General features: G+C 73.5%; 18 protein-coding genes. 8 read left to right on the top strand and 10 right to left on the bottom strand.

The features are described 5' to 3' along the window. Nucleotides 1–134: 134 nt before the first annotated feature. Both ACFPZN_RS27285 and ACFPZN_RS27280 read right to left on the bottom strand, forming a co-directional pair. Nucleotides 135–1,520, bottom strand: coding sequence for an amidase (locus ACFPZN_RS27285; protein ID WP_378285060.1), 1,386 nt, complete (start codon nt 1,518–1,520; stop codon nt 135–137). Beyond that, the gene (locus ACFPZN_RS27280; RefSeq protein WP_378285059.1) at nt 1,517–3,043 is read right to left on the bottom strand and encodes a hypothetical protein; all 1,527 of its coding nucleotides are present in this window, start codon (nt 3,041–3,043) and stop codon (nt 1,517–1,519) included. Before ACFPZN_RS27280 ends, ACFPZN_RS27285 begins: the two co-directional genes overlap by 4 nt. Before the next feature lie 467 nt (nt 3,044–3,510). Between ACFPZN_RS27280 and ACFPZN_RS27275 the strand changes: the two genes are divergently transcribed. The 4 genes from ACFPZN_RS27275 to ACFPZN_RS27260 all read left to right on the top strand — a co-directional run bounded on the left by ACFPZN_RS27275 (nt 3,511) and on the right by ACFPZN_RS27260 (nt 11,513). Then, entirely contained in the window at nt 3,511–6,735 is a 3,225-nt protein-coding gene (locus ACFPZN_RS27275) for an ATP-dependent helicase (RefSeq protein WP_378285058.1), read from the top strand. Between the two features lie 40 nt (nt 6,736–6,775). Then, nucleotides 6,776–10,186: an ATP-dependent helicase gene (locus ACFPZN_RS27270; protein ID WP_378285057.1), complete on the top strand. Its 3,411-nt coding sequence runs from the start codon at nt 6,776–6,778 to the stop codon at nt 10,184–10,186. A 120-nt stretch (nt 10,187–10,306) separates the two neighbouring features. Beyond that, entirely contained in the window at nt 10,307–11,098 is a 792-nt protein-coding gene (locus ACFPZN_RS27265) for a class I SAM-dependent methyltransferase (RefSeq protein ID WP_378285056.1), read from the top strand. 91 nt (nt 11,099–11,189) lie between these two features. After that, nucleotides 11,190–11,513 (top strand): hypothetical protein, encoded by a 324-nt coding sequence (locus ACFPZN_RS27260; protein WP_378285055.1) that lies wholly within the window; start codon nt 11,190–11,192, stop codon nt 11,511–11,513. 20 nt (nt 11,514–11,533) lie between these two features. Here ACFPZN_RS27260 and ACFPZN_RS27255 read toward each other — a convergent pair whose 3' ends face one another. The 6 genes from ACFPZN_RS27255 to ACFPZN_RS27230 form a co-directional block, all read right to left on the bottom strand. After that, entirely contained in the window at nt 11,534–13,132 is a 1,599-nt protein-coding gene (locus ACFPZN_RS27255; protein ID WP_378285054.1) for an AMP-binding protein, read from the bottom strand. A gap of 102 nt (nt 13,133–13,234) precedes the next feature. Continuing rightward, entirely contained in the window at nt 13,235–14,671 is a 1,437-nt protein-coding gene (locus ACFPZN_RS27250; RefSeq protein ID WP_378285053.1) for a hypothetical protein, read from the bottom strand. Nucleotides 14,672–14,705: 34 nt separating this feature from the next. After that, nucleotides 14,706–15,785: a type III PLP-dependent enzyme gene (locus ACFPZN_RS27245; RefSeq protein ID WP_378285052.1), complete on the bottom strand. Its 1,080-nt coding sequence runs from the start codon at nt 15,783–15,785 to the stop codon at nt 14,706–14,708. Between the two features lie 32 nt (nt 15,786–15,817). Further along, nucleotides 15,818–17,428 (bottom strand): IucA/IucC family protein, encoded by a 1,611-nt coding sequence (locus ACFPZN_RS27240; protein ID WP_378285051.1) that lies wholly within the window; start codon nt 17,426–17,428, stop codon nt 15,818–15,820. Continuing rightward, entirely contained in the window at nt 17,419–18,960 is a 1,542-nt protein-coding gene (locus ACFPZN_RS27235; RefSeq protein ID WP_378285050.1) for an IucA/IucC family protein, read from the bottom strand. Before ACFPZN_RS27235 ends, ACFPZN_RS27240 begins: the two co-directional genes overlap by 10 nt. Further along, nucleotides 18,957–20,162: an ATP-grasp domain-containing protein gene (locus tag ACFPZN_RS27230; RefSeq protein WP_378285049.1), complete on the bottom strand. Its 1,206-nt coding sequence runs from the start codon at nt 20,160–20,162 to the stop codon at nt 18,957–18,959. Before ACFPZN_RS27230 ends, ACFPZN_RS27235 begins: the two co-directional genes overlap by 4 nt. A gap of 130 nt (nt 20,163–20,292) precedes the next feature. Between ACFPZN_RS27230 and ACFPZN_RS27225 the strand changes: the two genes are divergently transcribed. Beyond that, nucleotides 20,293–20,913, top strand: a complete 621-nt coding sequence (locus ACFPZN_RS27225) for an HD domain-containing protein (RefSeq protein WP_378285048.1) — start codon at nt 20,293–20,295, stop codon at nt 20,911–20,913. Between the two features lie 78 nt (nt 20,914–20,991). Here the strand turns inward: ACFPZN_RS27225 and ACFPZN_RS27220 are convergent, their stop codons facing one another. Further along, nucleotides 20,992–21,255: a DUF4031 domain-containing protein gene (locus ACFPZN_RS27220; RefSeq protein ID WP_378285047.1), complete on the bottom strand. Its 264-nt coding sequence runs from the start codon at nt 21,253–21,255 to the stop codon at nt 20,992–20,994. A gap of 120 nt (nt 21,256–21,375) precedes the next feature. Here ACFPZN_RS27220 and ACFPZN_RS27215 point away from each other — a divergent pair, with 120 nt between their 5' ends. Together ACFPZN_RS27215 and nudC are read left to right on the top strand one after the other, a co-directional pair. Then, nucleotides 21,376–22,764, top strand: coding sequence for a dipeptidase (locus ACFPZN_RS27215; protein WP_378285046.1), 1,389 nt, complete (start codon nt 21,376–21,378; stop codon nt 22,762–22,764). Between the two features lie 100 nt (nt 22,765–22,864). Beyond that, a complete protein-coding gene (nudC, locus tag ACFPZN_RS27210; protein WP_378285235.1) occupies nt 22,865–23,764 on the top strand; it encodes an NAD(+) diphosphatase in 900 nt (299 codons plus the stop codon). Nucleotides 23,765–23,780: 16 nt separating this feature from the next. Here the strand turns inward: nudC and ACFPZN_RS27205 are convergent, their stop codons facing one another. After that, entirely contained in the window at nt 23,781–24,068 is a 288-nt protein-coding gene (locus ACFPZN_RS27205; protein ID WP_378285045.1) for a mycoredoxin, read from the bottom strand. A 172-nt stretch (nt 24,069–24,240) separates the two neighbouring features. On the opposite strand from ACFPZN_RS27205, the gene ACFPZN_RS27200 reads away from it, so the two are divergent. After that, complete coding sequence (locus tag ACFPZN_RS27200) at nt 24,241–26,331, top strand: ATP-dependent DNA helicase UvrD2 (protein ID WP_378285044.1); 2,091 nt, start codon at nt 24,241–24,243, stop codon at nt 26,329–26,331. Nucleotides 26,332–26,514: the final 183 nt, after the last annotated feature.

The raw sequence follows: 26,514 nt of genomic DNA, 5'->3' as shown, positions 1-26,514 counted from the left end.
CGCGCGAGCGCGTTACCTGCCCGGTGAGGCGATGCCGAAGGCGAGCCTCACCGGGCAGATCGCGAAGCGATGCCGCGCTCGCCCAGAAACCCGGTCAGGGTGCGAGCCGCTAGGCGAGTGCCCTGGGCCGGGGTTCAAGAAAGCACAGCTTCCACGGCCGCCGCCGCGGCCAGCACCAGCGCGTCGGCGTGCCGCCGCCCGACGATCTGCAGCCCGACGGGCGCGCCGCCGGCCCGTCCCGCCGGGACCGACACCGCCGGATGCCCCGACAGGTTGAACGGGAACGTCACCGCCAGCGCGCCCCAGTGGTCCACCGGACGGCCCGCGATCTCGGCCGGCATCGGGCCCTCGGCGGGGAACGCCGGGACCTGCGTGGCCGGGGTCAGCAGCAGGTCGAAGCGGTCGAACGCCTCCGCCAGCGCGGCCACCAGCCGGGCCCGGGTCTGGTGCGCGTCCACCAGCGCGTCGGCGTCCAGGGCCGCCGCGGCGTCGCCGTACCCGCGCACCGTGGGGTGGACGGATCCGAGCCTCCCGGGCGGCGCGGCGCGCAACTCGGAGTGCACGTCCGGCACCGACAGCGTCCGGTACGCGGCGCCGCACGCCGCTTCCAGGCGCAGGTCGGCCGGGACGCGCCGCACGCCCGCGCCCGCGATGAACTTCTCCGCCGCCGCCTCCACCACGGCCGCCACCTCGGGGTCGCACGGCGCGTTGCCGAGGTCGGGCGTCCACGCCACCCGCAGTCCCCGCAGGCCGGCCGGGCGCAGCGCGTCCTCGAACGGCTCGGACGGCGCGGGCAGCGAGGACCGGTCGTACTCGTCGGACCCGCACACGCAGTCCAGGAGGCGGGCGGTGTCCCGGACCGTGCGGGTCAGGACGCCGTAGTGGTCGTTCTCGGCCGTCCCCCAGTGGTACGGCCCGCGCGGGACCCGCCCGTAGGTGCCCTTGAACCCGACGAGCCCGCAGTACGACGCCGGGATGCGCAGCGAGCCCGCGCCGTCCGTGCCGGTCGCGACGGGCACCATCCCGGCCGCGACCGCGGCGGCCGACCCGCCGCTCGACCCGCCAGGGGTCAGGTCGCGGTTCCACGGGTTGCGCGTCACGCCGTGCAGCGCGGACGCGGTGAACGATGCCCGCCCGAACTCCGGCGACGCGGTCGCCCCGATCGGGATCGCCCCGGCCGCCACCGCCCGCGCCACCAGCGTGGACGTGTGGCCGGCGATCCGGTCGGCGTGCAGCGCGCTGCCCATCGCGAACGGCCAGCCCGCCACCGCGTGCAGTTCCTTCACGCCCAGCGGCACCCCGGCCAGCGGCCCGGGATCGTCGCCGCGCGCCACGCTCTCGTCGATCTCGCGGGCGCGGGCGAGCGCGCCGTCGGCGTCGATGTGGACGAACGCGCCCAGGTCGCCGTCCAGCTCCGCGATGCGCGCGAGCGCCTCCGCCACCGCCTCCCGGGCCGCCAGCTCGCCCGACCTGACCAGCGCCGCCGTCTCGACGACGGTCCGCGGCGCGGCCGGGCTCACAGCACCACCGTCGCGATCGCCGTGGCCACCACCAGCCCGGTCACCACCGGGACGAACAGCCGCCGGGCCAGATCGACCACCGAGACCCCGGTGAGCCCGGCCACCACGATCAGCGAGGACCAGATGACCAGCGTGCCGCCGCCGGTCCAGCTGGCGCCGTTCTGCGCGATCGCGGCCAGCGTCGCCACGTCCGCGCCCGATCCGTCGCCCAGCGAGGAGGCCAGCGACCCGGTGAACGGCAGTCCCGGCCAGCCGTTGCCGTCGAGCCCGATCACCATCCCGACCAGCAGCATCGCGAACGAGGCGAACACCGGGACCTGCGGGATGTGCGGCTGGACGTGCGCGATCGCGTCCAGCAGGAACGCGGGCGCCTTGGCGCCCTCGGGCAGGCCCAGGATGTCGCCGGAGTAGTCGGAGAGGCCGACGTAGACGAACCCCGCGACCGGGATCACCATCCCCATGGTGCGGAACGAGAACGCGATGCCCTCGGTGAAGTGCCCGCCGACGTCCTCCAGCCAGCCCTTCCGGTTCGCGACCAGCGCGATCGCCACGAGCGCGAGGGCGGCGGTGCCGCCGACCAGCGGGGCGCCCATCCCGTCGTCGATGTTCGGCACGAGGGAGGTGAACCGGCCGAGCAGCATGAACACCAGCAGCGCCGCGAACAGCACCGGCACCGCGACCGCCACGATCCGCGCCTTGGACGAGGCCGCCGCCGGCTCGTCCTTGCCGCCGGAGGAGGCGGTGGTCAGCGTGGCCGTCCCGCTCCCGCCGCCGGTCTCCGCGGCGGCGCCGCCCGCACGCTGCCCCGCGGTGCCGGTGTGGACCGTTCCGACGTGGTGCGCGGTGGCGGCCTCGGACACCGGCAGGACGACGGCCGCGGAGGCGATCGGGTCGAGCATCCTGGTGCGCACGTCGCGAAGGTACGCCACGGCCAGCGCCACCACCCCGGCGACCAGCGAGATCACCATCGCCCGGTCGGCGATCAGCCCGGCCGGGACGTCGGCGCCCTCGGCGGACAGACCCGGCGCCACCCCCATGATGTAGTCCGAGCTGAGCGCCATGCCCTGCCCGGTGATGGCGATCGCCAGCGCCGCCCCGAACGGCGCCAGCCCCGCCCGCACCGCCGCGGGCAGCAGGATCGCCGCGATCAGCGGCAGCACCGGCGTGGGCCAGAACGACAGCGACAGCAGGTACGTCACCACCGCCAGCACCACGTAGGAGACGTGCCCGTTGCGGAACAGCCGGCCCAGCGGCCGGATCATGACCGCGTCCGCGCCCAGCCCCCGCATCGCCCCCAGCATGGCCGTGACCAGCGCGATGATGATGAAGACCGGCAGCAGCTCGCGGGTGCCGACGATCGCGGCGTTGAAGACCGATCCGAGCCCGGTGGTGACGCTGCCGCCGTAGGCCAGCCCGGTGAGGAAGGTCGCGACGACGGCGGGCGCGATGACGTTCTTCTTCGCCACCACGGTGGCGATGAGCACGGCCAGGCCGAGCAGGTAGATCCAGTGGGCAGCGGACAACGCGTCACCATCCATTGCGGGGAAGGGCTGGCAGGGGAAGGCTTACAGGGGCGGCTGGTAGGCTCTGTTAAACGTTGATTTCGGGGTTGTTACGGGATCCGTCCGAGGGGGCCCGGCGGTTCCAGAGACTCTGTCCGATCGGTTATCGACGGACAATGAGAAAAGCGCACACCCGGCCCTGTGAGGCTTTGTGCAAGGTGCCGGATGACATTTCCGCCGCATTCCGATAGGTCTTCCGCAGGCCCGGTGCGCGCCCGCGCCGTGATGCTCCGTCCTACTCCGTGGCGTCCGTCACGTCCAGTCGCGTCCCGTCACGGGATGCCCACGGACCGTGCCGGCGGCGGCGCCGCGGCGCTCACGTCCCGTGATCGTGTGCGGTCTCATCCGCGACATGCGGCGGATGTGGTCAGAGCAGCCCCGGTGATCTGCTCCAATGAAATGTTGTGCCACCAGCCTCCTACCGTCTCGTGCGCCGCGCGGGTCCCGCGCGGGCCGTCCCGCCGGTGCTCGACGAGCGGCAGCGGCGGGTGGTCGAGCATGCCGGCGGCCCGCTGCTGGTGCTGGCCGGGCCGGGCACCGGCAAGACGACCACGATCGTGGAGGCGGTGGCCGACCGCATCGACGAGCGCGGCACCGACCCGGAGCGGGTGCTGGTCCTCACCTTCAGCCGCAAGGCGGCGGGGGAGTTGCGCGAGCGCATCACCGGGCGGCTGCGCCGCACCACCCGCACGCCGCTGGCGCTGACCTTCCACGGCTACGCCTACGCGCTGCTGCGCCGCGACGCCGTCCTGAACGAGGAGCCCCCGCCGCGGCTGCTGTCGGGCCCCGAGCAGCTGCTGGAGGTGCGGCGGCTGCTGGAGGGCGAGCTGGCCGACGGGGCGCGGGACTGGCCCGAGCGGCTGCGCGCGGCGCTGGCCACCCGCGGCTTCGCCGAGGAGCTGCGCGACTTCGCCCTCCGCGCCGCCGAGCGGAGCTACTTCCCCGAAGACCTGGTCGCCACCGGCCGCACCCGGGGCCGCGACGACTGGACCGCGATCGGCCGGTTCATGGAGCGCTACGCCGAGCGCTTCGCCGTCGACCCGGTGCAGACCTACGACTACGCCGAGCTGATCCACATGGCCGCCGGGCTGCTCGCCGCCGACGAGGACGCCATGCACCGCGAGCGCGACGCCTACGACGTGGTGTTCGTGGACGAGTACCAGGACGCCGACCCCGCCCAGGAGGCGCTGCTGCGGCGGCTGGCCGGCGACGGCCGCGACCTGGTCGCCGTGGGCGACCCCGACCAGTCCATCTACGGTTTCCGGGGCGCCGACGTGCGGGGGATCCTGGAGTTCCCCGAGCGGTTCCCGACCATCGGCGGCGACCCGGCCCCGGTGGTGGCGCTGCAGGACTGCCGCCGCATGGGCCCCGACCTCCTGGAGGCGTCCCGGCGGATCGCGCGGCGGCTGCCCGCCGGGGTGCTGGCCGCCGAGCACCGCGCGCTGCGTCCCGTCGAACGCCCCGAGTCCGACGACGCCATCGGCGACGAGGTCAGAGCCGTGATCGCCGACTCCGAGAGCCAGGAGTCGGCGCTGGTCGCCGACGAGCTGCGCCGCGCGCACCTGCTCGACGGCGTCCCGTGGTCGCGGATGGCGGTGCTGGTGCGCAGCGCCGTCCGGCAGGTCCCCGCGCTGCGCCGCGCGCTCGCCCAGGCCGGGGTGCCCGTGGTCGTGGCGGGCGACGAGGTCCCCCTGATCGCCGAGCCGGCGGTGCGGCCGATCCTGGTGCTGCTGCGCGCGGCCCTGAAGAAGGACTTCATGGACGAGGTGGTCGTCGAGGACCTCCTCACCGGCCCGCTCGGCGGCGCCGACGCCCTCGGCATGCGGCGGCTCAAGCGGGCGCTGCGCGACCTGGAGGACCTGTCCGGCGGGCACCGCACCCTCGGCGAGCTGCTGGTGGCGGCGGTCGACGACCCGCGCGAACTGATCCCCGTCCACGAGAAGGTCCGCGCCCCCGCCGAACGCGTCGCCCGCCTCATCGGGCTCGCCCGCGAGAGCGCGCACGGCGGCGGCTCCGCCGAGGACGTCCTGTGGGCGGTGTGGCGCGAGAGCGGCCTGGCCGACGAGCTGCTGGAGCAGAGCGTCCGGGGCGGCACCCGCGGCGCCGCCGCCGACCGCGACCTCGACGCCGTCGTCGCGCTGTTCGACCACGCCGCCCGCTTCGTCGACCGGCTGCCGCAGGCCGGGCCCGAGCTGTTCGTCGACACCATCGCCTCCCAGGAGATCGCCGGCGACACCTTGGCCGAGCAGGCCCCGGAGGGGGAGGCGGTGCGGATCCTCACCGCGCACCGCTCCAAGGGCCTGGAGTGGGACGTGGTCGTCGTCGCCGGCGTCCAGGAGGGCGTCTGGCCCGACCTGCGGCTGCGCGGCTCGCTGCTGGGCATCGAGGAGCTGGTCGAGCTGTCGGCGGGCAGCGAGCTGGAACGCGAGGCGCAGGCGCACGCCGAGGCCCTCGCCCGCGCCGGCGGCCGCGACGGCGGCGGCAGCGCCGCGGCGGCGGGCGCGTCCATGGCCGCCAAGATGATGGACGAGGAGCGCCGCCTCTTCTACGTCGCCGTCACCCGCGCCCGCCACCGCCTCGTCGTGACCGCCGTCGGCGGCGACGACTCCGAGGAGCGCCCCTCCCGCTTCCTCAACGAGCTGCTGCCCGGCGCGATCGAGCAGTCCCAGCTCGACGAGAAGACCCGCTGGCTGTCGCTGCCCGCCCTGGTCGCCGACCTGCGCTCGGTGGCGTCCGACCCGTCCCGGCCCGAGCCGATGCGCCGCGCCGCCGCCGGCCACCTGGCCCGGCTGGCCCGCGCGGGCGTCCGCGGCGCCCGCCCGGAGAACTGGTACGCCATCACCGCCCTGTCCGACCCCGGCCCCGCGTTCGCCGAGGACGAGCAGATCACCATCTCGCCGTCGCAGGTCGAGGCGTTCACCACCTGCGGGCTGCGCTGGCTGCTGGCCTCGGCGGTCGGCGCCCAGGAGGGCGGCCCGAACGAGTTCTCCACCATGGGCAAGGTCATCCACGCGGTCGCGGAGATGGCCGGCGCCGACGACGGCGTCACCGAGGTCGACCTGGCCCGGCGCCTCGACGACATCTGGAACGACCTGGAGTTCCGCAGCTCCTGGTACTCGGAGAAGCAGCGCGACCAGGCCGCCACGATGGTCGACAGGTTCCTCGGCTGGCACCGCGACAACCCCAACGAGGTCGTCGCGCTGGAGGAGTCCTTCAAGGTCGACCTCGGCCGCGTCGTCATCAAGGGCCGCATCGACCGCGCCGAACGCGACGAGCACGGCCGCGCCGTCATCATCGACATCAAGACCTCCACCACCGCCGTCCCCAAGGACGACCTGGCCCGGCACCCGCAGCTCGGCGTCTACCAGTACGCGGTGATGCTCGGCGCGTTCGAGCGGCACGGCCTGATCGAGCCGGGCGGCGCCAAGCTGATCCAGGTCGGCAAGGCCGCGTTCACCGCCAAGGCGCGCGAGCAGGAGCAGCCCCCGCCCGGCGACGACCCCGACCCCGAGTGGCCCAAGAAGCTCATCGAGGTCGTGGCCACCGGCATGGCCGGCGACGTGTTCCAGGCCCGCGCCAATGACAAGTGTCGGACCTGCCCCGTACGGTCCTGCTGCCCCGTCCACGACGAGGGCGGGCAGGTCGGGCCATGAGGCGGCGCTCCGGGGCCGGGGCGCGGGAGGGTGAGGGCGGGTGATCACTCCGGCGGAGCTGGCCCGGCTGCTGGAGATCCCCGAGCCGACCGACGAGCAGGCCCGGGTGATCGAGGCGCCGCTGGCGCCGATGGCGGTCATCGCGGGGGCCGGGTCGGGCAAGAGCGAGACGATGGCGGCGCGGGTGGTGTGGCTGGTCGCCAACGGGTTCGTGCGGCCCGAACGGGTCCTGGGCCTGACGTTCACCCGCAAGGCGGCGGCGGAGCTGGGCGCGCGCGTCCGCAAGCGGCTGGACCGGCTGCGCGAGGTGCTGCCCGCCGACGAGCTGGCCCGGATCGGCGGGGAGTCGCTGTTCGACGGCGAGCCGATGGTGTCGACGTACCACTCCTACGCGTCCCGGCTGTTCGGCGACCACGCCCTCCGCGAGGCGCTGGAGCCGACCATGCGGCTGATCTCCCCGGCCGTGGCCTGGCAGATCTGCTCGCGGGTGGTGGACGCCTACGACGGCCCCATGGACCGCATCGACTGGCAGCCCGACACCGTCACCAAGGCCGTGATGGAGCTGTCGGGCGACCTGTCGGAGCACCTGCGGACGGCCGAGGACGTCCGCAAGGTCGGCACCTGGCTGGACGAGCGGTTCGCCGTGCTGAAGAAGCCCCTGAAGGCGCAGCGCGACATCCTCGCCAAGCACGCCGTGCGCGAGCAGATGATGCCGCTGATCGAGGCGTACCACCGCGCCAAGTCGGGCCGCGAGGTCATCGACCACGACGACCAGATGGCCCTGTCCGCCCGCATCGCCCACAAGCACCCCGAGGTCGGGATGATCGAGCGGTCGCGGTTCTCGGTCGTGCTGCTCGACGAGTACCAGGACACCAGCCAGGCGCAGCTCGTCCTGCTCAAATCGCTGTTCGCCGGGGGGCACCCGGTGACGGCGGTCGGCGACCCGTGCCAGTCGATCTACGGGTGGCGGGGCGCGAGCGCGGGCAACCTGCTGCGCTTCGCCTACGACTTCCCGCTGCAGCCGGCGGTGGCCGGGCGGCGTCCCGACGCGGCGCCGGTCGTGCAGCTCAGCCGCAGCTTCCGCAACGGCGAGCGGATCCTGGACGCCGCCGCGAAGGTGCAGGAGGAGCTGCGGGCCGAGACGTCGGCCGTGCCGCGGCTGGTGCCGGGCGCCGGACGGGAGGAGCGCGGGCGCGTCGAGTGCGCGCTGTTCGAGACCGTCGAGGACGAGGCCGAGCGGATCGCCGCCCGCATCAAGCAGCTGCTGGCGGGCGATCCGGCGACCGCCCCCGACGGCGGGCCCTGGATCGGGCCGGAGCCGCTCGAGTACGGCGACATCGCGATCCTGGCCCGCAAGCGCTCCCAGTTCCCGCTGCTCCGGCGGGCGCTGGAGAACCGGAAGATCCCCGTCGAGGTGGTCGGGCTGGGCGGGCTGCTGACCGTCCCCGAGGTGCAGGACGTCGTCGCCACGCTCCGCGTGATGCACGACCCCACGGCGGGCGCCTCGCTGGCCCGGCTGCTGACCGGGCCGCGCTGGCGGCTCGGCCCCCGCGACCTGGTCGCCCTCGGCCGCCGCGCCCGCACGCTCGCGCAGGAGGCCGGACGCGACATCACCCCGCCCGAGAAGAGCGAGGACGAGGCCGTCCAGGATGCCGCGGCGGAGGGCTCGGAGGGCTCGGACGGCTCGGACGGCGAGGGGGCAGCGGCGGAGGGGGGCGCGGACGATCCGCTGCGGCAGCTGGTCAGCGAGCTCAACCAGGAGACCGGCAGCCTGGTCGACGCGCTCGACGACCTCGGCCCCTACGAGGCGTACTCCCCGGAGGGCTTCGGACGGCTGCGGCGGCTCCGCGACGAGCTGCGCCACCTGCGCGGCCAGGTCGGCCTCGCGCTGCCCGACCTGGTGAACGAGGTCGAACGCGCGCTCGGCCTCGACATCGAGGTCGCCGCCCGCTCCGGCCTCGACCCCGTCACCGCCCGCGCCGACCTCGACGCCTTCATCGGCGCCGCCGCCACGTTCGCGGGCGACGCCGAAGACCCGACCCTCGGCGCGTTCCTCGCCTACCTCAAGGCCGCCGAGAGCGAGGAGTTCGGCCTGGAGGCCGGGCGGGTCGGCGAGACCAACAGCGTCAAGCTGCTCACCGTGCACGCCTCCAAGGGCCTGGAATGGCCGGTCGTCATCGTCCCCGGGCTGTCCTACACGCCGCAGAAGAGCGGCGGCCCGGCCAAGGGTTCGATCTTCCCGTCGCCGCCGCAGAACGCCACCCGCTGGACCGCCAACCCGCGCGTGCTGCCGTTCATGCTCCGCGGCGACCGCGCAGACCTGCCCGCGCTGCACGGCCTGGAGAAGGACGACCTGAACGCCTTCGACGCCGCGTGCGCCGAACGCGACCTGCGCGAGGAGCGCCGCCTGGCCTACGTGGCGGTGACCCGCGCCTCCAGCCTGCTCATCGTCACCGGCTACTGGTGGGGCGCGTCCGGGCGGCCGCTCGGGCCGTCCCCGTTCCTGGAGGAGGTCCGGCAGGTGTGCCTGGCCGGGGCGGGCTCGGTCGCCGTCTGGGCCGAACCGCCCGAGGAGGGCACCGCCAACCCGCTCCTCGCCGAGCCGGAGACCTCCGACTGGCCCCCCGAGCAGGGCGCAGGGCTCGGCGACGCCGCGTCCCGCGAACGGTACGAGGCGATCGTGGACGCCGCCCGGATGGTCGAGGACGCCATGCTGGGCCGCACCCGCCCGTGGGCCGGCACCGACGGGCTCGGTGCCGCCGACCGCGGCCGCATGACCGCCTGGGCCCGCGACGTGGAGCTGCTGCTGGCCGAACGCGACCGCGGCCGCGGCGGCGACGGCACGCTCGTCGAGCTGCCCGCCCACCTGTCGGTGTCGTCGCTGGTGTCGCTGGCCCGCGACCCGGCGGCGCTGGCCCGCCAGATCCGCCGCCCGATGCCGCGGCCGCCCGCCCCGTACGCGCGCCGCGGCACCGCCTTCCACGCCTGGCTGGAGGGCCGCTGGGGGCAGCAGCGGCTGCTCGACCCCGACGAGCTGCCCGGCGCCGCCGACGAGGGCGCCGCCGACGACTCCCACCTGGAGGAGCTGCGCGACAGCTTCGAGCGGTCGGAGTGGGCGGCGCGCGAGCCGCTCGACGTCGAGGTCCCGTTCGAGACGATCATCGGTGACCGGCTGGTGCGGGGCCGCATGGACGCCGTGTTCCGCGACCGCGACGGCCGGTACGAGGTGGTCGACTGGAAGACCGGCCGGCCGCCGTCCGGCGACGACGCCCGCTTCGCCTCCGTGCAGCTGGCCGCCTACCGGCTGGCCTGGGCCGAGCTGGTGGACGTCCCGGTCGACCAGGTCAGCGCCGCCTTCCACTACGTGCGCGCGAACGTCACGGTCCGTCCGGCGGACCTGCTGGACGCGGCCGGGCTCACCGCGCTGCTGGAGAGCGTCCCGGCGGTCTGACCGGTTCGACGGGCTCGACGGATTCGACGGGTTTGAGGGGTTCGCGGCGGGCGATCGCGATCCGCCTCTGGTCACGGTGCGTGGTTTCAGGGATGATGCGCGCAACGACCCCGCGGGTGAGTGGAGGCACTAGTGGTGGTGGCGCACGACGAGAAGGTCGTACAGGAGTTCTCCAAGCAGGCGGAGGGATTCGGGGATCCGCGGCTGAACGTCGCGTTCACCCGGCATCTCGGCCGGCTGGTGGAGTTCATGGAGCCGGAGCTGGACCTGGAGGACGTCGTGCTGGAGGTCGCCGCCGGGACCGGGCTGGTCTCGCGCGCGATCGCCGGGCGGGTGCGGCACGTGACCGCGCTCGACCTCACCCCCGCCATGCTGGCCCAGGGCAAACGGGAGGCCGACCGGGACGGCGTCACCAACGTCACCTTCACCCGCGGCGACGCCGCGTCCCTGCCCTACGCCGACCGGTCGTTCACGCTGGTCGCGACGCGGTTCGCGCTGCACCAGGTGGCCGACCCGGAGGCGGTCGTGACGGAGATGGCGCGGGTCGGCCGGCCCGGCGCGGCGCTGATCATCGCCGACCTGGTGCGCCCGGACGGCCTGGAGGGCGACCCCGACCGCATCGAGCGGCTCCGCGACCCCTCGCACGGCGCCCTGCTCACCGAGGAGCGCATCACCGAACTGGTCGCCGCGACCGGCGCCGAGGTGCGGCGGGCCGAGCGGTTCGAGTTCGTCCGGCCGGTGGAGCCGTGGCTGGGCCTGGCGCACACCTGCGCCGACGCCGCCGCGCAGATCCGCAAGGAGCTGGCGGACGAGCTGGCCGGCGGCGCCCCCACCGGCATGCGCCCCAGCGAGGTCGACGGCGAGCTGCACTTCACCCACTCCTACCTCTACCTGCACGCCAACGTCGCGTAGCCCGCCGCGCAGCTCCGCTCGACGTGGGACACGCGAGTGATTTCCGGGAGAAGTGCGACCGGAGTCGCTCGTGTGTTCTATGTTGTCGACCATGAGTTCAGGTGCGCGTGCGACGGGTGGCAGGGAGCCGGCGGCGCTGGCGATGCGGATCGGCCTGGTCGCGGCGGAGGCGGCCCTGGCCACCTTCGCCCGCAACCTCGACCTCGACGAGCTCGAGTCCGGCGAGGTCGACTTCCGCGGCTCCATCGGGCCCGCGGAGTGGCCGGTGTTCTCGCTGGTCATCGACACGCTTGCGGAGGCCGACCCGGGCGACGAGCGCCCGCTGGACGAGCGGCGCGTGGACGCGCTGAACGACCTGGCCCGCATCTGCATGGCCGCCAAGCAGCGCACCGGAGCCGGCGCCGGAGTCGCCTGACCTTCGCGCCCCCGGTCAGATCAGGTCTGCTTCACCTTGCCGGTGCTGGTGCGCGGCAGCTCGTCCACGAAATGCACCTCCCGCGGCACCTTGTACCGGGCCAGCCGCTCCCTCACCAGCGACTTGAGGTCATCCTCGGTCACCGACGCGCCGGGCGCCCGCACCACGTGCGCGGACAGCCGCTGCCCCCACTGCTCGTCCTCCACCCCGGAGACCGAGACCTCGGCCACCTCGGGATGGTCGCCGAGCAGGTCCTCCACCTCACCCGGGAAGACGTTCTCGCCCCCTGACACGATCATGTCGTCGGCGCGGCCGTCCACGAACAGCCGCCCCTCGGCGTCGAAGTGGCCGAGGTCGCCGGAGCCGACGAGACCGTCCCGCTCCCGCCTGTCCTCGCCCCCGGTGTACCCGGCGAACCGCAGCCCGCCGCCGGTGTGGATCTCGCCGACCTCCCCGGTCGGCAGCGCGCGGCCGTCCTCGTCCAGGACGCGGACGCGGAGCCGGAACGACGGGCGGCCGACGGTCCCCGGGGCCTCACGGGCGTCCCGGGGCGTGGCGATGGTCGTCCAGCCGGTCTCCGTCGACCCGTACACGTTGTGGATCACGTCGCCGAACGCGTCCGTGAACGCCTCCGACAGGTGCGGGTGCAGCGCCGAACCGCCGCACACCACCACGCGCAGCGACGCGGGCCGCGGGCCGTCCGGGACGTCCAGGAGCCGCCGCAGCATGATCGGCACCGCGACCAGCGTCTCCGCCCGGTGCTCCTCTATCGTCTCCAGGACCCGGCGCGGGTCGAAGCGGCGGAACAGGATCAGCGGCATGCCCAGGCCCACCGCCACCGACATGTAGGCGTACCCGAGCACGTGGAACAGCGGCGGCGCCACCACGATCGGCGCGCCCGACCGCACCGGCACCCGGACCATGTGGCTGAGCGCGGCGGGCAGGAGCGAGCCGAGCGAGACGTCGTGCCGGGCGCCCTTCGGGGTGCCGGTCGTGCCCGACGTCATCAGGATCACCCGGCCGGGGCGTTCCGGCCGCAGCGGCTCCGGCTCGGTGCCCGCCAGGCCGTCGATCGTCTCGTACGGTCCCGCGCGGCCGTCGCGCCAGGCGTGGATCCGCCGGCGGCCGTAGCCGGCCTCGTCCACGACGGGGTCGAACTCGGCGTCGTGGACCAGCAGCCCGATGCCCTCGCGCTCGGCGACCTCGCCCAGCTGCGGCGCGGAGAAGTCGGTGTTCAGCAGCACCACGTCGGTGCCGAGCCGGGACCCTGCCAGCACCGCCTCCACGAACCCCCGGTGGTTGCGGCACAGCACCCCGATCCGGCGCTCCTTGCCCGGCCCGGCCAGGCGGGCCTGCAGAGCGGTGGCCAGGCCCGCGGCGCGCCGCTCCAGTTCGGCGTACGTCAGCGTCCCGCGCTCGTCGATGATCGCCGTGCGGCCGCGGAAGCGCAGCGCCGCCATCGCCCCCACGGTGGCGGGCACCGGACCGTACCGGCGGTACTGGAGCGGCAGCCGCACGGCCCGGTCGGGGCGGACGGGACGGAACGCGCCCACGTCCCACAGCGCCCTGACCGAGCGCGCTCCCAGAGCTGCCAGCGTTCGCATCCGGTCGAGCGGCACGGCGCCTTCTCCTTCACGGGATCGTGGACGGACGGACCACCACGCCATACCCGCACCTTCGCCCGATATGTGACCGCGGAGCCGACGGCGTTCTGCGCGTTGTCACTGCTGGTCGGAGGCACTGGATGGAGGGGGATCGGCGAGGTCGTGCAAGAAGTCGGCGGCCGCTTCGGCGGGGTCTTTGCCGATCAGGGAGCCGATCGATGATTCCCATGTCACGGCATGCTGCTCGACTTCTTCCCGAAAGGAGGCGTTCAGCGTTTCTTCGTTCAGCAGTCCCGCCAGATCGAGGAGCGGCCGGCCCGGCCCGCGTCCGGTTACCGTCACCCGCGGATTGATCAGCCACATGCCGTTGTCGGACGGCGTTCCGCCGACCGTCACCGCCATCGACATGAACGGGTGGTCGAGGGACGCCCTGACCGAGGGCGCGGCGGTCAGGTCGGCCTCCAGCCGCCAGTTCCGGCGGGTGAGGGCCGCCCACGGGCCTGGGACGGCATGCTCGCCCGTGACGCGCAGAGGAGTCCGGCTTCCCGGGCTCGGCAGGGACGCCGTCCAGGAGTGGTGCCCGCGCGTGCCGTCCATCCGGATCCCGCCTTGGCCGTCCCGCAGGAGCGTGACGGCGGGCTCCGGGCCGTCCTTCCGCTCGCGGCGCTCTCGCTTGGGCCGCCGCTCCTCGGCTGCCTCGCCCAGGGCGGCGGTGAAGGCGTCCAACCAGTCCTTCGGGACGGCCGTCACGGTCGTCTCGTCGCGCAGCACCAGGGGCCCGCGCGCCGGGGACGCCGCCAGCCTGGGCGTGAACTCCCGCCGCCAGGTATGGGCGAACCCGTTCAGCGCCTTGCGGTAGCCGATCGCCGTCCTGCGCCGCCTGAACAACAGGAACGCGGCGACGAACGGCAGGGCGGGGCCCCGGCCCCGCACGATCGCCGTCGGGGTGACGGCCCAGCCCTTGGCGGCCTTCCTGACGCTCACCCGCAGCCCGGCGCGGAACGGTCCCGCGGTGAGCGTGACCGCCACCGGCCCCGCGTCACCGCCGCCCTGGCTCCTGCGGCGGGACGCGGCGTCGTCCCACCAGCGGCGCAGATCGGCGCGCGCGTCCCAGGACACGCGGATCAGCCTGGTCCCGCTCCACCAGGGGCCGGTGCCGCGGCCGTCGCCGCTCACCCGTACGGCGCGCAGCCGGCCGCCGGTGCGGTCGAGGACGACGGTCGCCCACGCGGCGACGTGACCGCCGGCGACGTTCACCCGGAGCCTGCTGATCCCGGACGGCCGCCAGGCGATCACCTCCACGTCGGCGCGCCAGGCCCCCTCCGGGGAGAGGGTGATCTCGTACGCGGCGCCGTCGGCCAGGTGCCGCCCGCGCACGAGCCGCACCGCCTCGACACCGGCCTCGGCCTCGGCGCCGGTCGGAGTCCCGAGGTCGAGGCGGCCGCCGTCGGCGAAGCGGAGTTCCCCGGCGGCCTCGTACAGGAGCCCGGTCGCGTGTTCGACCAGGTCGCGGGGCAGGGCGGTCAGCCCGATCTCATGCCGGAAGCGGGTCATAACCGACGATCATGCACCACCCGGGCGGAACGGTTCAGCTCAGGTAGTGGAACGCCGGTTTGGGGTGCATCAGGAAATCGTGGTGGGAGATGTTCCAGGCGTACGCGCCCGCCATGCCGAAGGCGATGAGATCGCCGGGGCGCAGGGACGACGGGACCGGCACGTCGCGGGCGAACACGTCCTTCGGCGTGCAGAGCTGGCCGACGAGCGTGGCGGGGGCGGGCGCGGTACGTCCGCCGCCGTCCCGGGGCAGCACGGTGAAGGGCTGGTCGTGGCCCTTGGTCACGGGCGTGCGCAGGTGGTGGGTGCCCCCTCGCAGGACGACGTAGGTCTCGCCATGGGTGGTCTTCACGTCGAGGACGTCGGTCACGTACCACCCGTGGTAGGCGGTCAGGGCGCGCCCTGGTTCGATGCGGAGCCTGGCCGCGCAGTCGGGCAGGCCCGCTGCGTACGCCCCCCAGTCGAACCGGGATTCGGGGGAGCGGTAGTCCACGGCCATGCCGCCGCCCAGGTTGAGCTCGGGCCTCTCCACGCCGTGGGCCTCCAGCCAGGGCAGGGCCCAGTCGATGATGTGCCGCGCCAGGTCGAGCATCGCGGGGGCGTCCAGGCCGGAGGCCAGGTGGGCGTGGACGCCTCTGAGGGTGAGGTGCGGGGTGTGGGCGATGCGGTGCGCGCACGCGTTGAGGGCTTCCTCGTCCATGCCGAAGGGGCCGCTCATCTGGAGTGCGGCCCCGGCGGTACGGATCGGGAGGTTGGCCCGGAGGAGGACGGCGGCGCGGCGTCCCATCTCGGCGAGACGGGCCAGTTCGTGGGGGCTCTCCACATGGATGCGCTCCACGCCGAGATCGAGGGCCAAGGCCAGCTCTTCGTCCGTCTTGCCGGGGCCGCCGAAGGCGAGGCGCGCGGCGGGCAGGGTCTCCCGTACGTGCGTCAGCTCGCCTCCGGACGACACCTCGAAGCCGTCCACATGGGGGTCGAGGGCGCGGAGTATGGCCGCGTCGGGGTTGGCCTTGGCGGCGTAGAAGAGCTCTGGACCGAGGGCGCCCTTCATGGACGCGCTGATGGACGCGGCGTGCTGCTTGAGGCCGTTCAGGTCGTAGACGTAGGCCGGCAACCGCGTCAGACCGCGTAGAAAGCCGTGCGGGGTCATGATCCGGCGAAGGGGTTGGGGACGGGCACGTAGGTCGCGGTGCGGTCGGCGGTGCGTGCCCAGCGCGCGCGCAGGTTGGCCTTGGCGGGGAAGGGGACCCCGGCCAGCAGCGCGCGCAGCTGCGGATGGTCGCCGCAGGAGGCGAAGTGGGGGCGTGCCGCAGGCCAGAGTTCCGCGTCGATGCCGGGGTGCAGGTCGGCCACGGCCGCCGCTATCTCGGTCAGGTGATTGACCAGGAGGCAGTACACGACGCGGTTCCAGGCGCGTCCCGGATCGTAGGTGAGGGCGTCGCGCACGCGGGGCGGGAGGGCCGCGAGACGGTCGTGCCAGGCCGGGGTGAGCTTGGTCCCCTCCAGGTCGCGGAAGGCCGTCTGGACCGGCATCCCCTCGTCGTCCACGGCGACCAGGACGTTCTGCAGGTGGGCCTCCAGGACGATCCCGTGTTGCAGGTACACGCGCAGGGCGGGACGTGCCACGTGCCGTACGTAGGCGTCCCACCAGGCGAGGGCGCCTTCCGGGGTGGCCAGAGCCGGGAGCCCGGAGAGGGTGTCGCCGTAGGGATCGGCCAGGGCGGCGGAGAGAAGGGGCGTTCCCTTCAGCCCGCCCACGCCCTGGCGCAGGATCACCCCGAGTCCCTCGTGCAGTCTCCGGTCGGCCAGGGCGACGCTGCGGTAGGCGGGTTCGGCCAGGAACGTGCAGCCGTCCAGTGAGGCGAAGACGGGTTGGACGATCTCGTTGAGGGCCACCGCGCCGGTCAGTTCGTACCAGGCGTTCTTACGGACGCAGTTGGTGATGCGGATGTCCAGGCTGAACTTGCAGAAGACGTCGGCGGCGGGCACGTAGGCCGTGCGGACCGACGATGTGGGCGCCACCTCGGGGGCGGCGGGTCCCAGGTCGTGGAGCAGCCCCTCGGCGAAGGCCCGGCGCAGGACGGGGCGGTCGGCCAGGAGCGAGAGCTGCCACGGGTGGGCGGGCAGGAGGCGATGGCCGGGCGGTGCGGCGGGGCCCAGCTCGTCCAGGACGGAGAACGCGGCGCGGTCCCCCTCCTCGATCAGCAACTCTTCCCGTACGGCGAGCCAGCGCGGGAGGAAGCGAGCCCTGGTCTCCGGCGCGTACGGCAGCCATTGGGCCGGGTCGCCCTGGCGCGCCTTGGGCGAGGGGTGGAAACGGTGCCCGGAGAGCAGGGACTGCTCCGATTCCACGTAGGCGTCGACGGAGGGGTCCGCCGGTGATTCTTCGCGCGCCCGCAGAAGCGCGGCCAGGGTGGAGTGGCTGTCGCGCACCTGTGCGAGGAATTCGGGATTGGCCTGGCCGGTGGCCAGTTCCAGCTCGCCCGTCACCAGGTCGGCCAGCCGGTCCCAACCGGTGGCGATCCAGGCGGAGTCGCGGTGTTCCTCGAACGGGGGAGCGAGCCTGTAGGTGGGGCCGGACGGGGGCCTGGCCAGGCCCGTGCGGAGCGTGACCCCGACGCGGGGCAGCCGCACCACCAGGTGCCCTCCGTCCTCCCGCACCTGCTGCTCGGGCGCGCACACCTCCCGGACGAGGCAGTTCAGCAGGGCGGTGGCGGTGGCGTCGTCGGCGGTGAGAGCCGGTCGTGTCAGCAACACGTGTCGTCCCGAAGGTAGTTGGGCCCCGGCGGGCCGTAGTGCTTGTTGATGTCGGCGGAGCCGGTGCGGGCCTTGTCGACGAGGGTTCCGGCGGTGACCATCGCCTTGGTCGGCAGGGTGCCGGCGTCCAGGGTGCGGGCCCGGAGGAAGGCGTCCCCGGGGCCGAGCGCCGCGTCGAGCCGGTCGCGGATCATCGCCAGACCGTCCGGCAGCGGCAGCAGCCCCCGCTCGGCCAGCCCGAAGGCGGGCGCGGCGGCGCACAGGTGGAGCGTGATGGTGACGAAGACCCTGGCCAGCGCCTCGGGGTCCTGCGTCGCCATGCGGGGATCGATGAACGAGCCCTCGTGGGACTCTCCGTCCCCGAGTACGAGGGTGCCGTCATAGTCCTTGACGAGCAGCTTCAGCCCGCCGCCCTCCAGTCCGTCCTGGGGAAAGGCCGCGTCCAGGACGAGGGACACGTTCTGCTGGTGCGCCTCCAGGGCGATGCCGCGCCGGAACAAGGTGACGTTCCAGGACAGCAGCGCGTCCAGGTAGGCGCCGAAGAGCGTGGGCACGTCCCAGCGTTCGATGACGAACCCGCCCTCGGGTGCGCGTGCGAGCAGGGCCGCGACCGGGACGACGTGCGCGCGCGCCGTTTCGGGTGGGAAGCGGCGTACCAGGTAGGCGAGCAGGGGTGAATCAGCGTGCCCGTAGGTCTGCTCGTCGGCCAGCAGGATGGGGAGTCGCGGTTCTTCTTGGAGGACGCGGCGGAGGAGGCGTTCGGCCAGGGCGCCGTCGGGAAGCGTGCGCGGAACGATCGTCCGCCTGTTGCGCAGCCCCAGGGTGCTGGTGGGCAGAGGGACTTTCAAGTGCGTGAGCCGGTCCGCCTCCACGACCATGCTGCGCATCGACAGCGTCGGGGCGACGGGGACACGCGGCTCTGGAGCGAACGTCACGCCCGTGAGGTGGGGCACCGTCAGGGGGTGCACAGGGAAGAGGCCGTCTCCGGGCCACCACTCAGGCAGCACTCCCATTTCCGTGACCCGCTCCGAAGGGACTCGTGCCCAGTGCATCGGGAACGTCGGCGCGAACTCGGGCGCGTGGCGTTCCAGGTCTTCCGGCTCCAGCCCAAGGCGGCAGCGGCCCATGGGGTGGACGGGGTGGTCGGTGTAGGCGGCGAGGGTCTCGTAGTAGGCGCCGGGGCCGACGCGCAGCTCGTCGGGCAGGCGCGCGAGCCGTTCCAGTACGGCGGGCTGGGCCGACTCGTGCAGGCGCGCCGTGGCCAACATCTCCCGGCACTCCCGTTCAAAGGCCGCGACGTCATCGCGCGGGTCGGCCAGTGACCGCACCAGGGCGAGGACATCGTCGAGCCTCAGATCCTGTGCCGGGTCCACGACGTGGGTCGAAAGGAAGCCCCCGCCGATGAGGCGCACGCTTCTCCTGCCGCCGCCGGGCAGATCCAGGGTCCGCCCTCTGGCGAAGCGGCGAAGACCCGCGTAGTCCTCGCGCAAGAGGGCGTCGAGCACCCGCGCGGCGAGCGTGGCCTCGTTCACGCGATCGTCCAGGAGTGCGCCTTGCGGAAGCGCTCCAGGGCTGATTCGACCTCGTGCTCAGAGGGGCCGATGGCGCGGATCGTCCCCAGGAAGTCGCGGTTGGTGCGGGTGACGGCGATCCGCTCGCCGACCTTGCGCTGCGGCCGGTACGACACGTGCACGCCGCCGTCGGTCAGTTCCATGGGCTGGGGGGCCGCGGCCAGGACGCCGTCCCGTTCGGCAAGGACGACCTCGGCGACGGCGTGGCGGCCCTCGCCGTCCGCAGGGGGTTCGTAGGCGGGCAGGCGCTCGCCCAGATGCACCCGGAGGATCCAGTCGAAGAGGGGCACCCCGAGCAGGTCCGCCATGAGGAAGTCGCAGTGGTCGCCGATGAGCCGGTAGTTGACCTCGATCAGCCGCGCGCGCCCTTCGTGCACGACGAACTCGGTGTGGCAGGCCCCGAAGCCCACGCCCAGCGCCTCCAACTGCGCGATCACCTGGCCCGTCTCGGGGAGAGGCGGCGCCCATGCGAGCCGCTCTTCGATGAAATAGGGGGGCGGCGACAGCTTCGTATGGAACGAACCGAGCACACGCAGCGAGTGGCCGTCCCCGAGCGTTTCCAGGGTGTGCAGTTCCCCGGGCAGGTACTCCTCCGCGACGAGGGGATCGGAGCGCCGTGCCCGGATCTCCGCTCGGCGTGCGGCCAACTCCCTGGCGTCGTGCACGAGGAAGACGTCCTCGCTGGCCACCCCTTCGCGAGGCTTGAGGACCAGTGGGTACGGGGCGTTGCCGGGCACCCTGTCCGCCGCCGCAGAGAAGACGGGGTCGATCCCGGCCAGATGGCGCCGCATGAGGGCCTTGTTCTTGGCGCGGGTGGCCGCCCTCCAGTCCTTGCCGGGCAGCCCGTAATACGCGGCGGCCAGGGCGGTGGGGGCCTGCAGGAAGTCGCTGTTGGAGAAGAGCGCCGCGGGCGCGCCCGGCCCGGCCAGGTCCTCGCACCGCGCGATGATGTCGCGGTAGTCGGACACCTCGCACCGGACGATCGGGCCGTCGAACACCTCGGCGTGCTCGTCCGGCCGGTCGGTGAGCACCGTGACGGGCGCGCGGCCGGCGGACGCGGGGGCGAGCCGGGCGGCGGCGGGCAGGAACCCGGACGTCACCGAGTCGGTGACCTTCCCGGCCACGAGGACGAGGGGGAGCGAGGCGGAGAGCGGGGCGCCCACGGCCACCTTCCTGTACTGAGGTAAGGCTTGCCTAACTCGAAGAAGGCACCCATAGTGTCGGGGCCGCGGGCCCGGTGCAAGCAAGGCGCCGGGCGTGTCTCGCGGGCCCCCGTCCGACAGGATGGGGACCATGGATCTGGTCGATCGCTGGGTCGCGCTGGCCGGCCCCCAGACGCGCCGCATAGGGGCGGAGCTCGACGCGCGCTACGGCGAGAAGCACCGCCGCTACCACACGCGCGAGCACCTCACCGCCGTCCTGGACCTCGTGGACGAACTGGCCGGGCACGCCGACGCCCCCGACGCCGTACGCCTGGCCGCATGGTTCCACGACGCCGTCTACGACCCCGAACGCGCCGACAACGAGGAGCGCAGCGCCCGCCTGGCCGGCCGCATGCTGGCCGACACCGACCTGGCCGACGACGTGGTCGCCGAGGTCATCCGGCTGGTGGAGCTGACCGAGACGCACGCCCCCCAGGCCGGCGACCGCAACGGCCAGGTGCTGTGCGACGCCGACCTGGCGATCCTGGGCGCCGACCCGGAACGGTACGCGGCCTACGCCTCGGCCGTGCGGGAGGAGTACGGCTTCGTCCCCGAGGAGTTCTTCAGGGTCGGGCGAGCGGAGGTGCTCAGCGGCCTGCTGGCCCTCCCGGCGCTCTTCCACACGCCCCAGGCGCGCGAACGGTTCGAGGCCCAGGCCCGCCGCAACCTTGAGACCGAACTCATGCTCCTCAAGGCCACCCCGCCCTCTTAGCCCCGTCCGGCGAACCGCTGGGCGGCGCATCCCGCTCATAGACCGCATGGCACCCTCCCTGGGGGCACAGGGAGGGTGCTAGGCGCGGGCGAACTTGCGGCGGCGCAGGCCCGCGCGGGTGAGCCGGTGCAGGAGTTCCTGGCAGCCGACCTCCTCGGCCCCGAGAGTGACCGCGGCGCCGTAGAGTTCGGAGGGCACGTCGTAGTGGTCGCGTTCGAAGGCCCGTGGAGGCAGCCCGAGATCGGCCGCGAAGACGTGCAACTCCTGGAACGACACGTCGCTGACCATGTGCGACCACACACGTCCCCGCGCGGGCCACAGGGGCGGGTCAATCAGGATCACGGGGCCTCCCGACGCTCGTTCGCCTGCCCTTGTCCTATGCCGGTGCCGGCGCCTTCCGCAAGTCGCCCGCCGCCGGGAGCGGCCGGAGCGGCGTCAGAAACATGCACAAGGAGATAGCTGGTGGACGTTTCCGAATACATCGGGGCGAGCAAGGAGCGGTTCTTCGCCGACCTGAAGGAGTGGCTCGCCATCCCCTCCATCTCGGGGGATCCCGAGCGCAGCGCGGACGTACGGCGCTCGGCCGACTGGCTCGCCTCCTACCTGCGCGGCATCGGCTTCCCCACGGTCGAGCTCTGGGAGACGCCCGGCCATCCCGCCGTCTTCGCCGAATGGCCCGCCGCCGACCCGGACGCGCCCGCGGTCGTCGTCTACGGCCACCACGACGTGCAGCCGGTCGAGCCGCTGGACGAGTGGGAGACCGACCCGTTCACCCCCGTGGAGAAGGGCGACCGGCTCATCGGCCGCGGCACGTCCGACGACAAGGGGCAGGTGTTCTTCCACACCCTCGGGATCCGCGCCGGGCTCGCGGCCTCGGGCGCGACCGCGCCGCCCGTCACCGTCAAGCTGCTGGTGGAGGGGGAGGAGGAGTCGGGCTCGGTGCACTTCGCCGAGCTTCTGCGCACGCATCGCGAACGGCTGTCCTGCGACGTTGTCGTCATCAGCGACACCACGATGTGGTCGGAGGACGTCCCGTCCATGTGCACGGGCATGCGCGGCCTCACCGAAGCCGAGGTGGCCCTGTACGGCCCGGAGCGCGACCTGCACTCGGGGTCCTTCGGCGGGGCCGTCCCCAACCCGCTGCACGCGATGGCCGCTCTCCTGACGGCCCTGCACGACGCCGACGGCCGCGTCACCGTCCCCGGCTTCTACGACGACGTCGTCCCGCTCACGGACGAGGAGCGCGACCTGTTCGCCCGCCTCCCCTTCGACGAGGCCGAGTGGCTCCGCACCGCGGGCAACAGCCGAGCCCCGTACGGAGAGAAGGGCTACACCACCCTGGAGCGGGTCTGGGCGCGTCCAACAGCCGAGATCAACGGCATGTGGGGCGGCCACACCGGCCCCGGCGGGAAGACCATCGTCCCCCGTGAGGCACACGCCAAGATCTCGTTCAGGCTGGTCGCCGGACAGGAGCCGGGCAAGGTGCAGGAGTCGTTCCGCGCCTGGGTCGAGCAGAACACCCCGCCCGGCGTGCGCGCCGAGGTCACCATCCCGGGCGGCGGCGTGCGCCCCTGCTTCTCGCCGATCCGCTCGGCCGGCGTGCAGGCGGCCAGGCGCGCCATGGAGAAGGCGTTCGGCAAGGAGGTGCTGTTCACCCGGGAGGGCGGCAGCGGCCCGGAGGCCGATCTGGCGGACATATTGGAGGCCCCGCTGGTGTTCCTGGCGGTGGGCCTCAACGGCGACCGCATCCACGCCCCCAACGAGAAGGTCGAGATGCCGCTGCTCCTCAAGGGCGCCGAGGCGGCCGCCTACCTGTGGGACGAGTTCGCCACCGCGTTGCGTTCTTCCTGAGGACGGCGCGTGGCCGGCACGAGGTCGGCATGATGAGAGACCGGGCCGTACAAGAGGAGGGTCGTTGACAGACGCGAAGACCGAGCCGCCCACCGAGTCGATGCTGGAATGGCTGGCTCTGGCGCGCGGCACCCTGGACAGGGCCGCCGAGCGCCGCCGTGACCAGGACTGGGTGGAGGCCACCTGGGCGGACCCGCGCACGCGGGTGTTCACGATCGAGGGCGGACGCGTGCTCGTGTCCTACGATCCGGGCCCCGCACTGGTCTTCACGCCCTCCGGCAAGGCCCCCGAGGGGGAGCGCTACCTGCTCGGCGTGGACGACGAAGGCGTCGCCTACTTCGTCGTACGAGGAACGCTCCCCACCATCGAGGGGGCGGAGCGGGCGGGCCTGAGGCGAGTGGGCGCGCTCCTGGGAGACCAGGACTCGGGCCTGCTCACCCACGCGGTCGCCCTGGAGCACTGGCACGCGACCAACCCGTACTGCCCGCGCTGCGGCGGACGCACGGAGGTCACCGCGGCGGGCCACGTGCGCGTGTGCCCGGCCGACGGCTCCGAGCAGTTCCCCCGCGTGGACCCGGCCGTCATCATGCTCGTCCGCGACGACCAGGACCGCGTCCTGCTGGCGCGCGGTCCGAGCTGGCCCGCCGACCGCCGCTCGATCCTGGCCGGCTTCGTCGAACCGGGCGAGTCCCTGGAACAGGCCGTCGCCCGCGAGGTGCGCGAGGAGGTCGGCCTGGACATCGACGACATCCAGTACCTGGGCAGCCAGCCGTGGCCGCTGCCGCAGAGCCTCATGCTGGGCTTCTTCGCGCGCGCACGAGGCGACCAGGAACTGCGCCCCGATCCCGAGGAGATCCTGGACGCGGCCTGGTACACCCGTGACGAGCTGAGGGACGCCCTGGAAAGCGGCCGGATCGTGTCACCCGGCCCGCTCTCCATAGCGGCCCAGCTCATCATGCGCTGGTACGGGGGCCCGCTCCCGGACATGCCCCCGTTCTGACGTCCCGGGGAGAGTCTCAGACGCCGAGGAGGCGCTTGACCTCCTTGGCGCTGGGGTTGGTCAGCACGTGCCGTCCGGCCTCCGGCGTGTCGATGACGACCGTGGGCACCGTCTGGTTGCCGCCGTTGACGCTCATCACGAAATCCGCCGCGGCCGGGTCGCGCTCGATGTCGACCTCGACCATCTCGATGCCGTCCCGGGCGAGCTGGCTCTTGAGCCGCCTGCAGAAGCCGCACCAGGTCGTGGTGTACATGGTGAGCGGCCCGGTGGGCGCGTTCGCCTGGTCCGTGGTGGGCGTGGCCATCGGCGCGTCGTCTCCTTCGTCTGACACTGCGACTGATGTGGTGCGTAGGGCGATCGAACGATTCAGGCGATGGCGACAACACCCGGCCGGCGCCTCGCATTCCGCTCAAGGAGGTTATCCACAGACCCGGCAGGAGGCCGATCCGGTCCCCGCCTGGTGCCAGGATGGGGGCATGGAGGCTGAGCGTGTACTGGCGGGGCTCGACCCGGAGCAGCGGGCCGTGGCCGAGGCGGTGAAGGGCCCGGTCTGCGTGCTGGCGGGCGCCGGCACCGGCAAGACCAGGGCCATCACGCACCGGATCGCGTACGCCGCGCTGACCGGCGTGGTCGCGCCGCAGCGGGTGCTGGCCGTGACGTTCACCAACCGGGCGGCCGGCGAGCTGCGCGCCCGGCTGCGGCAGCTGGGCGCGCCCGGCGTGCAGGCCCGCACGTTCCACGCCGCCGCCCTGCGCCAGCTGACCTACTTCTGGCCGCGGGTGATCGGCGGCGAACCCCCCAAGATCATCGAGTCCAAGATCGCGCTGGTGGCGGACGCCGTCCGGGCCTGCCGGCTGGCGTTCGGCCGCACCGAGCTGCGCGACATCGCCAGCGAGATCGAATGGGCCAAGGTCACCCAGCACCGCCCGGAGGACTACGCAGGCGCGGTCGCCACCGCCTCCCGCAAGATGACCGTCGACGTGGCCGACGTCGCCCGCGTCTACGACATGTACGAGACGCTGCGCCGCGAGCGCAACCTGCTCGACTTCGAGGGCATGCTCGAGCTGACGGCCGCCGTGCTCACCGAGCACCGCGAGGTCGCCGCCCAGGTCCGCGAGCAGTACCGGCACTTCGTCGTCGACGAGTTCCAGGACGTCAACCCGCTGCAGAAGCTGCTCCTCGACACCTGGCTCGGCGGCCGCGACGACCTGTGCGTGGTCGGCGACCCCAACCAGACCATCTACTCCTTCACCGGCGCCAGCCCCTCCTACCTGCTCGACTTCACCCGCCAGTTTCCCGACGCCAAGGTGGTGAAGCTGGTCCGCGACTACCGCTCCACCCCCCAGGTCGTGCGGCTGGCCAACGGCGTCATCGGACAAGCCAGGGGCGAGGCCGCCCGCCGCCACCGGCTGGAGCTGGTCGCGCAGCGCCCCGACGGCCCCGACCCCGTCTTCAACGAGTACGACGATGAGATCGCCGAGGCCGACGACATCGCCCGCCGCGCCCGCAAGCTGGTCGAGGAGGGCGTGCCCGCCCGCGAGATCGCCGTCCTCTACCGCGTCAACGCCCAGTCCGAGGCCTACGAGTCGGCGCTGGCCGCCGCCGGCGTGCCCTACGTGCTGCGCGGCGCCGAGCGGTTCTTCGAGCGGCCCGAGGTCCGCGAGGCGGTGATCCGGCTGCGCGGCGCCGCCCGGGCCGGCGCCGACGCCGAGACCGACGGCACCGGCCTGATCGCCACCGTCCGGCACGTCCTGTCGGGCGCCGGGTTCTCCGACCGCCCGCCCGAGGGCTCGGGCGCGGTCCGCTCCCGCTGGGAGTCGCTGGCCGCGCTCGCCCAGCTCGCCGAGGACATCGCCGCCGACGACCCGCGCGCCGGGCTGCCGGAGTTCGTGGCCGAGCTGGAGGAGCGCGCCGCCGCCCAGCACGCCCCGCCGCTGGAGGGCGTCACGCTCGCCTCGCTGCACGCCGCCAAGGGCCTGGAGTGGGACGCGGTCTTCCTTACCGGCGTGGTCGAGGGCACCCTCCCCATCATCTACGCCGAGACCCCGGAGCAGGTCGAGGAGGAGCGCCGCCTGCTGTACGTGGGCATCACCCGGGCCCGCGAGCACCTGTCGCTCTCCTGGGCGCTGTCCCGCTCCCCGGGCGGCGCCCGGCGCCGCCGCCCGTCCCGCTTCCTGGACGGCCTCACCCCCAAGACCATGACCCCCGTCCCGGCCCGCGTCGACCGCACCCACCGCCGCGCCGGCAAGGGCCCCCAACCCTGCCGCGTCTGCGGCCGCCCCCTGACCGCCGCCATCGAACGCAAGCTGGGCCGCTGCGAGAACTGCCCCGCCGAGCTCAACGAGGACCTCCTCCTCGCCCTCAAGGACTGGCGCTCCCAGACCGCCGCCGACCAGAAGATCCCCGCCTACGTCGTCTTCACCGACGCCACCCTCCAGGCCATCGCCGAACACAACCCCGGCTCCGCGGAGGAGCTGGCCAAGATCCCCGGCGTGGGCAAGGTCAAACTGGACCGCTACGCCGAAGCCGTCCTCTCCCTGTGCACAAGCACCTCCCCACCCCCCTGACCCGACCCCGCGAAGCCCCGGATCGGCCAGGAGGACTGCCGCGCAGCGGGTCGAGCGGTTCTAGAAGACTGCTGAAGATCTTGGGGTTCTGGCCCCGTCGCGGTTGCGGCGGGGCCAGTGTGGTGTGGTGTGGTGATGGGTGAATGGGCCGGGGAGAGGGTCGGTCCGGATGTGTGGGAGACG

This window comes from Actinomadura rugatobispora, assembly GCF_042656285.1.
Taxonomy (GTDB): Bacteria; Actinomycetota; Actinomycetes; order Streptosporangiales; family Streptosporangiaceae; genus Spirillospora; species Spirillospora rugatobispora.
The sequence above is the reverse complement of the archived record's forward strand: the minus strand, read 5'-3'. Positions and strand labels throughout refer to the sequence as shown.